This window comes from Clostridium sardiniense, from assembly GCF_016907995.1.
Taxonomy (GTDB): domain Bacteria; phylum Bacillota; class Clostridia; order Clostridiales; family Clostridiaceae; genus Clostridium; species Clostridium sardiniense.
Genome location: NZ_JAFBDA010000020.1, coordinates 49,793 through 63,334, shown reverse-complemented (window position 1 = coordinate 63,334; position 13,542 = coordinate 49,793). Strand labels below are relative to the sequence as shown.

Sequence of the window (13,542 nt, the reverse complement as noted above, 5' to 3'; positions counted from 1 at the left end):
ACAAACCAACACACAAAACCAAACCAACAACACCAAAAGAAAATATTGAAAAAGTTTTAAATAAAAAAATAAATAAACTAGAAACTGAGAATATAAGCAGTAAGAAAGAAATTGATAGTAGTTTATTTAAGAATAAAGTTTTATTAAAAGAAGTTGAAGATGTAAAACGAGAAAGAGAAGGCATTCTTAAAGATCTTGAAAGAATAAAGACTAATAGAGATTCTCTTCAAGTTGAGATGGATATTCTTAGAAGTAAAATAAAAGAGTTTAAAGATGAAATTAAGAATAATGAGTACACGATAAATGAATATGAGATTAGGTACGAGGATGCTAAAAATAATTTAGATGAAAAAAGTGCTAATTTAAATAAACTTCAATCAGAATATGAAGAACTTAAAGGTAGAATGAAAGAAGAAAAAACTAAGAATGAAAAGAATATACAGAATATAGAGAATTTAAAGGAAGAAAAAGATTTAGAAATAAATTCTCTTCAAGAAGAAATAGATTTATTAAAAGAAGAAGTTAAAGATAAAAAAGAAATATTAGATGAATTAAAGGAAAAGACAGTTAAGTTTGAAAATGATAGAAAGACATTAATCGAAGCTGGTAAAGCTACAAGAACAGAGCTTCAAAGTAGTAAGTATAAAGTTCTTGATTTAGAAAAGAAGTTATTAGATGCTCAAATTGAACTTACTAAGGCTAAAGCAGAGAATCAACCAGTGTTACTAAAGAGAAGGTAAAGTTTTTGTACTGAGTAATTTTACATTTACTCAGTACTTTATTTTTACTAAGTAATAGGTTAAACTAAAGTGATATGGAAAAGAACAAATGGTTAAGTTTATAGGAGAGATGTAAATGGAAAAAATAGAGGTTCTAGCACCTGCTGGAAGTATGGAAAGTCTTTATGCTGCAATTAATAATGGTGCAGATGCTATATATTTAGGTGGAGATAAGTTTTCGGCAAGAGCTTATGCTTCAAATTTTGATAATGAAAATATGAAAAAAGCAATAGATTATGCACATAGCTATGGTGTGAAAGTTTATGTGACAATGAATACTTTATTAAAGGAAGAAGAACTCCCTAAAGCATTAAAGTATGCAGGATATCTTTATGAAATAGGAGTAGATGCTCTTATAATTCAAGATTTAGGATTATTTAAAGTAATTAAAGAAAAATATAATGACTTTGAACTTCATGCTTCAACGCAAATGACTATTCATAATGGTGAAGGAGCCATGTATTTTAAAGAAAAAGGCTTTCATAGAATAGTTTTATCAAGAGAATTAACTTTTGAAGAAATAAAGCATATATCAACTGATTTGAAAATTGAAACAGAAATGTTTGTACATGGAGCACTTTGTGTATGTTATTCAGGACAATGTTTAATGAGTTCAATGATCGGAGGCAGAAGTGGTAACAGAGGAAGATGTGCACAGCCTTGCAGAATGGAATACACATTAAAATCACAAAAAGGCGGAGAGAAGAGAGGATATCTTTTATCACCAAAGGATATTTGTACTATAGAAGATGTAAAAAGTATAATAGATAGTGGTACATACTCATTAAAAATAGAAGGAAGAATGAAGAGACCTGAGTATGTAGCAGGTGTAGTTAGAAATTATAGAAAAGCTGTAGACAAAGAAATATATAATTACGAATTCGATGTTAAAAAAGGTAAGGGAGAACTACTTCAATTATTTAATAGAGAAGGTTTCTCAAAGGCATATTTAAATAAAAATGCTGGAAGAGATATGATGAGCTATAATTTCCCTAAAAATACAGGCGTATTACTTGGAAAAGTATTAGAAAATGGGGAAGTGTTATTAGAAGAGAAGATTGGTTTAGGTGATGGAGTCAGAGTTAATGATGGTGGATTCACAGCTAGTAAGATCATAAAAAATAAAAATGAAGTAAAAGAAGCAGTAAAGGGAGATAGGGTGAAATTATTCCCAATCGGATATAAAAAGGGAGATTATCTTTATAAGATGTCTGATAAAAAACTAACTGCAGAGCTTAGTGAAGGAATAAAACCTTATGGAAGAAAAATTGAATTAACAGGATATATTCATTTTAAAATAAATGAAGAAGTTAAGCTTGGAACTTTATTTGGAGATGATTATTACGAGGTTTCTGGAAGTGTTGTAGAAGCAGCGTCAAATAAACCTTTAGATAAAGCGAGAATAGAAAAGGCTTTATTTAAGTCAGGTGAATATCCATATAGATTTAATAAAATAGAGTTTTCATCATTTGAAGATGGATTCATGAGAATTGGTGAGTTAAATGAACTTAGAAGAGAGCTATTTGAGCAAATAATAAAAAAAGAATGTTCAAAGTATAGAAGAAAAAGATATGGAAATGAAAAGAAATTTATATTAAATGATAGAAATAGCCAAAATATAGATGTATTACCGAAAGTAATATTAAAAGATCAATTTGAAGAATTAAAAAATGATTTTGAGTATATTGCGGTGGACATATTTAATAGACATAAAAATGGAATAAGGGTAAATGATCTTAAGGCATATAGCAAAGGATGTAATTTAATACTTAGATTGCCTAATGTAATAAAGGGTGAATTTAAAACAATAGTGAAGATTATAGAAGAGTGCAAACCATATATAAAGGGACTACTTACATCTAATATTGGAATAATAAATAAATATAAAAATGAGTTATTTATTGTTGGTGATTATAAATTAAATATATTTAATAAAGATACATTAGAATTCTATAAAGAAGATATGGATATATTAACTATTAGTGAAGAACTTAATAGAAAAGAGATGAAAGCTTCATTAAAAGGATTTAAAGGAAATGTTGCTAAGGTGATATATGGTAAAACAGAATTGATGATTAGTGAATATTGTCCAATAGGAAGTACATTTGGAGCTAAAGACAATAATAAAGATTGCAATAAAGCTTGTGAAAGAGATACATTTACATTAATTGATAGAGTAAATGAAAAATTTAATGTAATGACTGATATATTCTGTAGAAGCCATATATTAAATTCTCTTCCAATAAACCTAATAGAAGAAATAGATGATTTAAAGGATATGGGAATTAAATGTTTAAGGCTTGATTTTACTGATGAAAGTAGAGAAGAAGTAAGAAGAGTTATAAATGAACTTAATGGAAAAAGTATTATAGATAATAAAAATTATACAAAAGGCCATTATAGAAGAGGTGTAGAATAAAAAATGAATGAAAGAACATTTAGAGTCTTAGAATTTCAAAAAGTAAAAGAAAATTTAAAGAGATATTCAAAAACACAGGGTGGAAAGAAGCTTATAGATAAACTAGCACCCTATGAAACAAAATATGAGGTAGAAATTGGGCTAAAAGAAACAAAAGAAGCTTTAGATATGTTAGTTACAAAAGGTGCACCACCATTTGAGGGATTATATGATGTAAGTGAAGGTATTGAAAGAGCTAGTAAAGGTGGAGTTTTATCTTGTGAGCAACTTTTAAATATAGGAAATATGCTAAGATGTTCAAGAAGATTTAAAAAGTATACGGAAAGAGATGAAGCTGAAATAGCTTTTGAAAGAATAGAAGATTTAGCATATATATTGGAACCTTTAAAAGGGCTCGAAGAGGAAATAGAAAGAGCTATTGTATCAGAAGAAGAAGTAAGTGATAGAGCATCATCTTCTCTTAGAAGTATAAGAAGGAATTTAAAAGAAAAAAATTCCTCAGTAAGAGAGAAAATAAATAGTATAGTTAGAAGCTATTCAAAATATCTTCAAGAGAATCTATATACAATGAGAGGGGATAGATACGTACTTCCTGTTAAAGTAGAATATAAGGGTCAAGTTCCTGGTATAGTTCATGATCAAAGTTCAACAGGAGCAACATTATTTATAGAGCCTATGGGCTTAGTTAATTTAAATAATGAAATTAAAGAGCTTATGCTAAAAGAAAAGGCAGAGATTGAGAGGATATTAGCAGATCTTTCAAATAAAGTTTCAAATAATGTTGATGTATGTAAAAGTAACAATAGAATATTAGGTGAGCTTGACTTTATATTTGCAAAGGGATCTTATGCATCAAGTATAGATGGAACGCATCCAACTGTAAGTGAAGATGGAAGCTTTGATATGATATCAGCAAGACACCCTTTAATAGACCCTAAAAACGTAATATCTTCAGATATATATTTAGGAGAAGAGTATAATGTAATAATGATTACAGGACCTAATACTGGTGGTAAAACAGTTACATTAAAAACAATTGGGCTTATACATTTAATGGGTATGTGTGGACTTTTAATACCAGCAAAAGAAGGCTCAAAAATAGCATTTTATAATGAAATATTTGCAGATATTGGAGATGAACAAAGTATTGAACAATCTCTTTCAACATTCTCATCACATATGACAAATATAGTTGATATAATGAGTAAAGCAACTAAAGAGTCATTGGTGCTATTTGATGAACTTGGAGCAGGTACTGACCCTACAGAGGGTGCAGCACTAGCAGCAGCGATAATTGAAAACTTAAAAGCAAGAGGAAGTAAGGTAGTAGCTACAACTCACTATAGCGAGCTTAAAGGATATGCACTTAGAACTCCAGATGTTGAAAATGCTTCTGTTGAATTTGACGTAACAACTTTAAGACCTACATATAGACTTTTAATTGGAGTTCCAGGTAAATCAAATGCCTTTGAAATATCTAGGAGATTAGGTCTTAGCGAAAGTGTAATAAAAGAGGCTAAAGATTTTATAGCTGAAGATAATCTTCAGTTTGAAGATCTTATAAGAGAACTTCAAGAAAAGAGTATTATAGCAAAAAGAGATGCGAGAGAAGCTATTTTAGCTAAAGAAGATGCATTAAAGCTTAAAAGAAAATATGAAGAAAAACTTGAGAAGTTAGATAAAACAAGAGATAAGGCATATATGGATGCTAGAAAAGAAGCTAAGGATATAATATCCAATGCTAAGGATGAAGCAGATGAAATTTTAAAGGCTATGAGAGAACTAGAAAAAATGGGTATTTCAAGTGGAGGGCGAAATAGACTTGAGGAAGAGAGAAGGAAGCTTAAAGAAAGTCTGGAAAATAAAGAGAAGTCACTTTATTCTCAAAAAGAACAAAAAGGTGAAAGTATAGAAGAGATTAAATTAGGAATGGAGGCATATCTTCCATCACTAAATCAAAATGTTATAATAATATCACTTCCTGATAGCAAGGGAGAAGTTCTAGTTGAAGCTGGAATAATGAAAATAAGTGTTAAGGCTAAAGATTTAAGAGCTTTAGATAAGCCGGTTAAAAAGGCAAAGGAAAAGAAAAAGAGAGAAGTTAAATTGAATTTAAGTAATATAGAAAGCAGGGTTGATTTAAGAGGGATGGATTCTGAAGAAGCTTGCTTTAGGGCAGATAAGTACTTAGATGACGCTTATATGGCTAATCTAGGCGAGGTAACTATAGTTCATGGAAAAGGAACTGGAGTTCTTAGAAAAGCTATAAATGATATGCTAAAAAGACATCCTCATGTAAAGAGCTATAGGCTAGGAGTCTATGGTGAAGGTGGAGATGGTGTAACAATTGCTATCTTAAAGTAAAATAAATTTTCATGCAAAATTAATATATAATTAACAAAATTAAAAAGAGACAGCTTATTTTGGAAATAAATAAACTGTCTCTTTAAGTTAATTAACCGAATTTAAAGGGAAATATTAAATAAAGGATATAATACGACAATTTATAAACCTTTACATTAACTATTTTAAAAAATTAAAGAAATATTCTTTATTTTTTTCTTTTTGTAACTTATAATAATTGTATGTTTTTTTATAATAATGGGAAATAGAAACAGGAGAGATAATATGACACAAAAAGATTCATACATACTAGTTATAGGAGCATCAATTGTTGATATACTAGGCTTTACTAGAAACATATATAAAGGCAAAGATTCAAATCCGGGAAATATCAAAATTTCACTTGGAGGAGTTTGTAGAAATATTTCTGAAAACCTTGCAAGGGTTGGAGTAAATACTAAATTTATATCAATCATAGGAGATGATGAAAATGGTAGGAATATCTTATCACATTCAAAGATGGTTGGGTATGACATGGAGGAATCATTAATTCTTGAAGGTGGATGTACTCCAACTTATATGGCAATTTTAGATCATACAGGAGATATGGTATCAGCAGTTGTAGATATGGAAAGCTTAGATGAGATGGATACTGATTTTATTGATTCAAAGAAAGAAGCAATTTCTAATGCTGAATATACAATTCTTGATGCTGACGATGCGGAGATGCTTGAATATATACTTACTACATATAAGGGAAAAACAAGGTTCGTTTTAGATCCAGTATCAGCAGCCAAAGCAGAAAAAATTAAACATTTAATTAAATACTTCCATACTATAAAACCAAATAGATATGAAGCAGAAATTCTTTGTGGTTTTCCGATAAAGACTAAAGAGGATTTAGATAAGGCTGGAGATTATTTTTTATCTCAAGGAGTAGAGAATGTATTTATTAGTTTAGATGCTGATGGTATATATTATATGAATAATGAAGAAACAGGAAAAATTAAAGCTAAAAATGTAACTGTTAAAAATACTACAGGAGCAGGAGATTCATTTGTTGCAGGTGTAGGATATGGATATATGAATAATCTATCATTAAAAGATACAGTGAAATATGCAATTGCAATGTCAACTATAACTATTTCTCATGAGGATACTATAAATCCTAAGATGAGTGATGAATATGTAGAATTATATTTAAATAAGATTGAATGGGAAGAAGATACATATTAATTAATATATTACGGCTAAGGGCTATAAAGTCTTTGGCCTTTTTCTATAAATAAAGGATAAGGAGGAGTTATTTATGATGGTAATTAGTGCGTGCCTTTGTGGATGTAATTGTAAATATAGTGGGGGTAATAATGAAAATGAACAATGTGTTAAATTGTTCAAAGAAGGAAAAGCAGTTCTGATTTGTCCAGAACAATTGGGGGGGATGACTACACCGAGATTACCAGCAGAAATTTCAAAAATAGATAAAAAAATATTGGTAATTAATAAAATTGGCGAAAACGTTACTGAATTTTTTGAAAAAGGTGCAGAAGAATCATTAAAGATTGCAAAACTAGTGAATGCAAATATTGCGATTTTAAAAGAAGGGAGCCCCTCTTGCGGAAGTAGTTATATTTATGATGGTAAATTTTCTAAAAACAAGATAAAAGGAGAAGGACTTACTGCAAAATTATTTAGAAAAAATGGAATAAAAGTATTCTCAGAAGATAATATTCAAGATATTTTATTATAATATTATCATTTGATACATTTGTTTAATTAGGTTAAAGTTATTAACGAAATAAATATAAATTATTACTAGCATATAAAGTTTATTATATTTATATACTAGCGATAATAATTGCTATAGAAAAGATTTATAATAAAGGATTAATGATAAGAGGTATAAGTATATCTCTTATTTTTTGTTTGATAAGATCGAATTTTAAAAACGATGAATAAAATTCCATACTTTTAGGAATAATTAAAAAGAATTTGCAATGAAAGTAGGAGGAATTGTTATGGGCGAATTAACAATAAAAGAAAGAAATAAAGTTAGTAATAGTGGAAGAAAATCTAGAGCTAAGGGGTTAGTACCTGGAGTTATATATGGAAAAGGAATGAGTAATTTAATGTTTGAGGTTGGGTGTTTAGAACTTGGGAAAGAAATTTCAAACTCAGGAGAACACGGGATTTTAAATGTTAATTTCAATGGAGAAACTAAAAGTGCATTAATTAAAGAAGTACAAAGAGAACCAATTAATCATGATGTTATACATTTAGATTTAGAACTTTTAGATGGAAATTCACAAATAGAAACGGATATTCCTATACAATATGTAGGTGAAGGTTTCTTAACCCAAAAAGGTGCGGTACTACAAAAAGAAAAGGATTTAGTTAAAATTTCTTGTGAATCAAATAAGCTACCTAAATCTATAAAACTAGATGTGTCTAAAGGGGTAGATGGTTCAGTATATAAATTAGGCGATTTAGAATTTGGAGAAGAGATTACTTTATTAGAAAATTTAGATACTGTTATTGCAGCTATAGCAAACGAAAGAAAGTTAACTTCAGATTTAATGGCAGAAGAAAAATCAGAAGTAATAAATGATAAAGTCCATAAATAATATAATTAAAAAATAAGGGAGGTTCCTTGAGTTTGTCGAAACCTCTCTTGTTATTTTAATATAATTTGTAATAAAAAGGAAGTTATAATTGTTTGAATTTTTTTCCTTATGATGTATAATATATCTGTAAGAATAAAGGAGGTTCACAGATGAATTATAGAGAAAAATATGATAGATGGTTGACATCTGAGATAATAAATGAGGAAACAAAAGAAGAATTAAGAAATATTAAAGATGATAAGGAAATTGAAGATAGATTCTATAAAGATTTGGAATTTGGAACAGGTGGTTTAAGAGGAGTTATAGGTGCTGGAAGCAATAGAATGAATATATATACTGTTTCTAAAGCAACTCAAGGGTTTGCTAACTATTTAAATGATTCATTTGAGAATCCATCAGTTGCAATAGCATATGATTCAAGAAATATGTCAAAGGAATTTGCAAAGGCAACAGCTTTAACTCTTGCTGCTAATAATATAAAAGTTTATTTATTTGAAGATTTAAGACCAACTCCAATGTTATCATTTACAGTTAGACATTTAAATTGTACAGGCGGTGTTGTTATTACAGCTTCACATAATCCAAAAGAATATAATGGTTATAAAGTTTATGATGAATTTGGAGGTCAAGTAACAGACCTTAAAGCTGAAAAGATTATAAATTGTGCAAACGATATTAAAGATTTCTCAGAAATAAAAATGATAAGTGAAGAAAAAGCTTTAGAAGAAGGCTTATTAAATTATATTGGTGAAGAAGTAGACAAGGCTTATATTGAAAAAGTAAAAGGTCTTACAATTAGAAAAGAATTAGTAAAAGATAAAGCTAAAGATTTAAAAATAATATATACACCAATTCATGGATCAGGAAATATGCCAGTTAGAAGAGTTTTAGAAGAGCTTGGATATGAAAATTTATCAGTAGTAAAGGAGCAAGAACTTCCAGATGGAAATTTCCCAACAGCACCATATCCAAATCCAGAAGATCCTAAAGTATTTGAAATTGCTTTAGAAAGAGCTAAGAATGAAAATCCGGATATTATTTTTGGTACAGATCCAGATTGTGATAGAATTGGAGTAGTTGTTAAAGATTCAGATGGGGAATATAAAGTACTAACTGGAAATCAAACAGGACTATTATTAACAGATTATATATTAAGTTCATTAAAAGAAACTGGAAAGCTACCTAAAAATGGAACTGTAATCAAAACAATTGTTACTACAGAAGGTGCAAGAGAAATAGCAAATCACTATAATGTAGAGATACTAGATGTTTTAACTGGGTTTAAATATATAGGAGAAAAAATTAGAGAATTTAAGGAAAGTGGAAGCAATACTTATCTTTTCGGATTTGAAGAAAGTTATGGTTACCTAGCAGGAGATTTTGTACGTGATAAAGATGCTGTTATAGCAGGTATGTTAATATCAGAAATGACTCTTTACTACAAAGAAAAGGGATTAAGTTTAGCAGAAGGGCTAAATGAATTATATAAGAAATTTGGATTTTTTAAAGAAGAACTAGTTTCTATAGAACTAAAAGGAAAAGAAGGACAAGAAAAAATAGCTTCATGCATTGAATCATTAAGAAATACTGAAGTAACTGAAATTTCAGGAGTTAAAGTTAGGGTTAAATTAGATTATAAATTAAGTATTGAAGAAAATTTAGTTGAAAATACTAAAACTAACATTGAATTACCTAAGTCAAATGTGTTAAAATTTATACTTGAAAATGGTTCATCTTTTGTTGTAAGACCATCAGGTACTGAACCTAAGATGAAAGTATATCTTGCTGTTAAAGGTAGTAGTTTAGATGGAGCACAAGAAGATATGGTAAGATTTAAGGAAAATGTAATGAGCTTAATCGAAAGTAAGTTAAGTTAATTTATTATGCTACCATCTTTAAAAGATGGTAGCAATATTTTTTATAGGCGGTGAAATTGTATGGATTATAAAGCATTATTTAAAGAAAAGCTTAGTAAGCTTTTATTTTTAGAAATTGATCAAGAGGGATTTAAAAAATCAATAAACATACCTGAGTATATTTCTTTTAAAAATAAAGAATTATTTATACCAATAAGTTCAGAATACATAACAAGCAATATACAAGATAAAATAAAAATAGAAAACCTTCCAATATATTATTTTATAGAAGGTATGCTTTTGACGTTAGGAGCAGATAAGGATATAAGTTATAGTGAAGATTATAAGCTGTTATTAATGCAAATTCCTGAAAGTGAAGAGTGTGGAAAGAGTTTAGTTGCTAAAAGAGTTCGAGAGGATCGTTTAGAAGATGCGTATCTTATATTAAAAGGACTTATTCAAGTTGATGAGAATGAAGAGTATATGAAAAAGTTACTTTTAATTGGAATAAGCATTAGAGAAAAAGATAGTGGGTTTGAAGAAGTCTTATTAGAAGATATTGATGAAGCAAAAAAATTATTTAATAAAATGAAAGAGCCATATCTTTATAAAGGAATAATTTTAAAAGATAAAACAGACTATCAAGGAGCAAAAGTTGAAATTAATGAGTATTTAAGAAGAGGTGGAGAACAAACACCAGAGATTGAAATGCTTATGAATGATATAGAAAATGTAACGACTTATGAAAAGGCTGTTAAACTTATGGAAGAAGAACCTGAAAAGGCAATTGGATTGTTCTTATCATTATTAGATAAATTCCAAGAAAATCCTTTAATATACTATTACCTAGGTGTAAGCTATAGAAAGGTAGGGCAGTTTGAGAAGGCTATTTATTACCTACTTGAAAGTTTAAGAATAGAGAGTGGAATACTTGAAGTTGTTAATGAATTAGGACTAAATTATGCATGTATAGGAAATTATGAGGAAGCTATAAAATATTTTAAAAAGGCATTTGAAGCTTCTAGAGAAGTTGAAATTTGCACAAATATAATAATGTGCTATTTAAATTCTGGAAATTTAGAAGATGCAAAATTACACTTAAGAATTGCAAAAGAATTAAATAAAGATGATGAAATTGTACAAAAGATCGAAAAGCTAATAAATAAAAAAGAAAATAAATAATTATTTTCTATGATGGAATACTAATCATATAATTTATGATTAGGAGTGAATTAAATGGAATTCTTTGATGTAATAAAAAAAAGACAAAGTATTACTAAATACAAAGGTGATGAAATTTGCAAAGGTAGCTTGGATAATATGATTAATTCAGCAATGAGATCTCCATCTTGGAAGAATAGAACATCTTTTAAAATTATAATTATAGACGATTCTAAGATAAAAGAAAAATTAAGTGAGTATGTTCTTAATAAAGATAATAAAGCTGAAGAGGCTTTAATTGAAGCACCTATGGCTGTTGTTGTAATATCTCAACCGGAGAAGTCAGGAGAGATAGAAGGGAAAGAATTTTACATAGCAGATGGAGCTATAGCTATGGAACATTTTATTCTTGCCGCTACTGCTGAAGGGTATGGAACTATGTGGATTGGTGCTTTGGAGGAAGACAAGGTTAAGAGTTTATTGGGTATACCTAATGATTATAGAATAATTGGTATTTCTCCAGTTGGCGTCGCAGCTGAAGTTAAAGAACATAATGTAGAAAAAAACATAAGAGATTATGTATTTAAAAATAAATTTAATGATCCATATACAATGAATTAATAGGATAAAAGGCTCATATTTGAGTCTTTTCTTTTTAGAATATAAAATTAAATAGAAGTTAGAATGATAAGATGGTATAATTTAATATTATTATTAGGAGTGATTAATAAATGTTATTTAAAGATTATAAAATAGAAGAGTTTCTTAATGACTTATCTTCAAATTCACCATCACCAGGTGGTGGGAGTACGGCAGCTCTTGTAGCAGGACTTGCAGGATGTCTAAATAATATGGTATATTCATTAACTATAAATAAAAAGGCATTTAATAATTTAAGTGAAGAAAATAAGTGTAAAATGATATCTCTTGAAAAAGAATGTAAAAATTTTATCACAAATTGCATTGAATTTATGGAAGAAGATAGAACTTGTTTTAATGAACTTATGAATTGCTATAAGCTACCTAAAGATACTGAAGTAGAGAAGATACATAGAAAAGAAGAATTGAAAAGTAAAACATATGATGCTATGCTTTCTCCATTAAAAGTTTGTAGAGAGTGTATTAAGTTTTATGATAATATAGAATTTGCAACAGAATATGGAAACAAGATGCTTATATCTGATGCTGGAGTAGCTGCAAGTTTATTACATGCTGCAGTTGAAAGTTCAATTATAAATGTAAAAGTAAATTTAAATTCTTTAAGAGATGAGGAATTCTTTAATGAAGTAGAAACTGAAATGAATTCTTTGCTTAATGAATCTAAGACTAAAAAAGAAGATATACTTAATATAGTAAATGAATATATATATAAATAAAAAGGTGCAAGTTAACTTGCACCTTTTATTATCATTTCATCTGGAAGTTCATCTAAAGTCTTAAATTCATATCCTTCTTCTTTTAAAGAAAGAAGAACTTCTTTTAATATTTTTGTATTAGTATCAGATACAGCATGAAGTAACATGATACATCCAGGATGAACTCCTTTTTTAATTTTATCTATTGCATAACTAGGGGATGGCTGATTATCAACTAACCAGTCTTTGTATGCAAAACTCCAAAAAATAGTTTTATACCCTAAGTCCTTAGTTTTTTGCAAAGAAGCTTTTGAGTATTTACCCATTGGGGGTCTAAAATATTTTGGCATATCTTTACCAGTTAAGCTTTTGTATGCATCTTCAACTTCTTTAAATTCATTATTAAATTTTTGGGTATCCTGAATAGATGCCATGGATGGATGGTGTGAAGTATGATTGCATACAAGGTGGCCTTCTGCATCCATTCTTTTAACAGTTTCAGCTTGAGAAGTTATGTAAGGTTTAACAACAAAGAAAGCAGCTTTTACATTTACTTCTTTTAAGATATCTAAAATTGCTTCTGTGTTTCCTTTTTCGTATCCTTCGTCAAAAGTTAAATATAACTCTTTTTTTGAAGTATCTCCTAAGTAAAAGGAATAGCTATCTTTTAAAAAAGAAGCTGATTCTTTAGGTGCTTCTGGGGTTACATCCTTACCTCTGCCTACAAAATACCAATTAAGTTCTGTATTATCACCGATATTATCAGCAAATACTTTAACTCCTAAAATGCTTAAAACTATAAAAGAGGAAAACATTATTATTCTAAATAAATTTTTTTTCATAATAAAACCTCCTATCAGAACCTTCAGTATTATTATTAGAAGAATATTTTAAAATAAACATGGTAATATTTAAAGAAAATTTTCTTATCTTTGAATAAGTTGAAAATTAACAATATGTAGAGTATAATTTATTGGTATAGTTTAAATGAGAAAGGAATGTACA

10 protein-coding genes and 1 pseudogene are annotated in these 13,542 nt (G+C 28.6%); 10 read left to right on the top strand and 1 reads right to left on the bottom strand.

Annotated features, from left to right (window positions below; genetic code table 11):
- From JOC62_RS14485 to JOC62_RS14440, 10 genes and pseudogenes are all read left to right on the top strand, one after another.
- A pseudogene (locus JOC62_RS14485) lies at positions 1-740 on the top strand (hypothetical protein); the annotation flags it as partial.
- 115 nt (positions 741-855) lie between these two features.
- Positions 856-3,198 (top strand): U32 family peptidase, encoded by a 2,343-nt coding sequence (locus JOC62_RS14480; protein ID WP_204595998.1) that lies wholly within the window; start codon positions 856-858, stop codon positions 3,196-3,198.
- A 3-nt stretch (positions 3,199-3,201) separates the two neighbouring features.
- The gene (locus JOC62_RS14475; protein WP_204595997.1) at positions 3,202-5,562 is read left to right on the top strand and encodes an endonuclease MutS2; all 2,361 of its coding nucleotides are present in this window, start codon (positions 3,202-3,204) and stop codon (positions 5,560-5,562) included.
- A gap of 264 nt (positions 5,563-5,826) precedes the next feature.
- Entirely contained in the window at positions 5,827-6,777 is a 951-nt protein-coding gene (locus tag JOC62_RS14470; RefSeq protein WP_204595996.1) for a carbohydrate kinase family protein, read from the top strand.
- 73 nt (positions 6,778-6,850) lie between these two features.
- Positions 6,851-7,291, top strand: coding sequence for a 2-thiouracil desulfurase family protein (locus JOC62_RS14465; protein ID WP_204595995.1), 441 nt, complete (start codon positions 6,851-6,853; stop codon positions 7,289-7,291).
- Between the two features lie 268 nt (positions 7,292-7,559).
- Positions 7,560-8,165, top strand: coding sequence for a 50S ribosomal protein L25 (locus JOC62_RS14460; RefSeq protein ID WP_204595994.1), 606 nt, complete (start codon positions 7,560-7,562; stop codon positions 8,163-8,165).
- A 149-nt stretch (positions 8,166-8,314) separates the two neighbouring features.
- Positions 8,315-10,042 (top strand): phospho-sugar mutase, encoded by a 1,728-nt coding sequence (locus JOC62_RS14455; RefSeq protein ID WP_204595993.1) that lies wholly within the window; start codon positions 8,315-8,317, stop codon positions 10,040-10,042.
- A gap of 60 nt (positions 10,043-10,102) precedes the next feature.
- Positions 10,103-11,203, top strand: coding sequence for a tetratricopeptide repeat protein (locus tag JOC62_RS14450; RefSeq protein WP_204595992.1), 1,101 nt, complete (start codon positions 10,103-10,105; stop codon positions 11,201-11,203).
- A 54-nt stretch (positions 11,204-11,257) separates the two neighbouring features.
- Positions 11,258-11,803, top strand: a complete 546-nt coding sequence (locus JOC62_RS14445; protein WP_204595991.1) for a nitroreductase family protein — start codon at positions 11,258-11,260, stop codon at positions 11,801-11,803.
- A gap of 110 nt (positions 11,804-11,913) precedes the next feature.
- Positions 11,914-12,558: a cyclodeaminase/cyclohydrolase family protein gene (locus JOC62_RS14440; protein WP_204595990.1), complete on the top strand. Its 645-nt coding sequence runs from the start codon at positions 11,914-11,916 to the stop codon at positions 12,556-12,558.
- An 11-nt stretch (positions 12,559-12,569) separates the two neighbouring features.
- Here JOC62_RS14440 and pdaA read toward each other — a convergent pair whose 3' ends face one another.
- Positions 12,570-13,379 (bottom strand): delta-lactam-biosynthetic de-N-acetylase, encoded by an 810-nt coding sequence (gene pdaA, locus JOC62_RS14435; RefSeq protein ID WP_204595989.1) that lies wholly within the window; start codon positions 13,377-13,379, stop codon positions 12,570-12,572.
- Positions 13,380-13,542 lie beyond the last annotated feature (163 nt).

Bases quoted from the DNA above. Each gene is read 5' to 3' on its own strand.
- JOC62_RS14470 (WP_204595996.1), top strand. From the start codon at position 5,827: ATGACACAAAAAGATTCATACATACTAGTTATAGGAGCATCAATTGTT.
- JOC62_RS14465 (WP_204595995.1), top strand. From the start codon at position 6,851: ATGATGGTAATTAGTGCGTGCCTTTGTGGATGTAATTGTAAATATAGT.
- JOC62_RS14445 (WP_204595991.1), top strand. From the start codon at position 11,258: ATGGAATTCTTTGATGTAATAAAAAAAAGACAAAGTATTACTAAATAC.
- JOC62_RS14455 (WP_204595993.1), top strand. From the start codon at position 8,315: ATGAATTATAGAGAAAAATATGATAGATGGTTGACATCTGAGATAATA.
- JOC62_RS14475 (WP_204595997.1), top strand. From the start codon at position 3,202: ATGAATGAAAGAACATTTAGAGTCTTAGAATTTCAAAAAGTAAAAGAA.
- JOC62_RS14480 (WP_204595998.1), top strand. From the start codon at position 856: ATGGAAAAAATAGAGGTTCTAGCACCTGCTGGAAGTATGGAAAGTCTT.
- JOC62_RS14440 (WP_204595990.1), top strand. From the start codon at position 11,914: ATGTTATTTAAAGATTATAAAATAGAAGAGTTTCTTAATGACTTATCT.
- JOC62_RS14460 (WP_204595994.1), top strand. From the start codon at position 7,560: ATGGGCGAATTAACAATAAAAGAAAGAAATAAAGTTAGTAATAGTGGA.
- JOC62_RS14450 (WP_204595992.1), top strand. From the start codon at position 10,103: ATGGATTATAAAGCATTATTTAAAGAAAAGCTTAGTAAGCTTTTATTT.
- pdaA (WP_204595989.1), bottom strand. From the start codon at position 13,379: ATGAAAAAAAATTTATTTAGAATAATAATGTTTTCCTCTTTTATAGTT.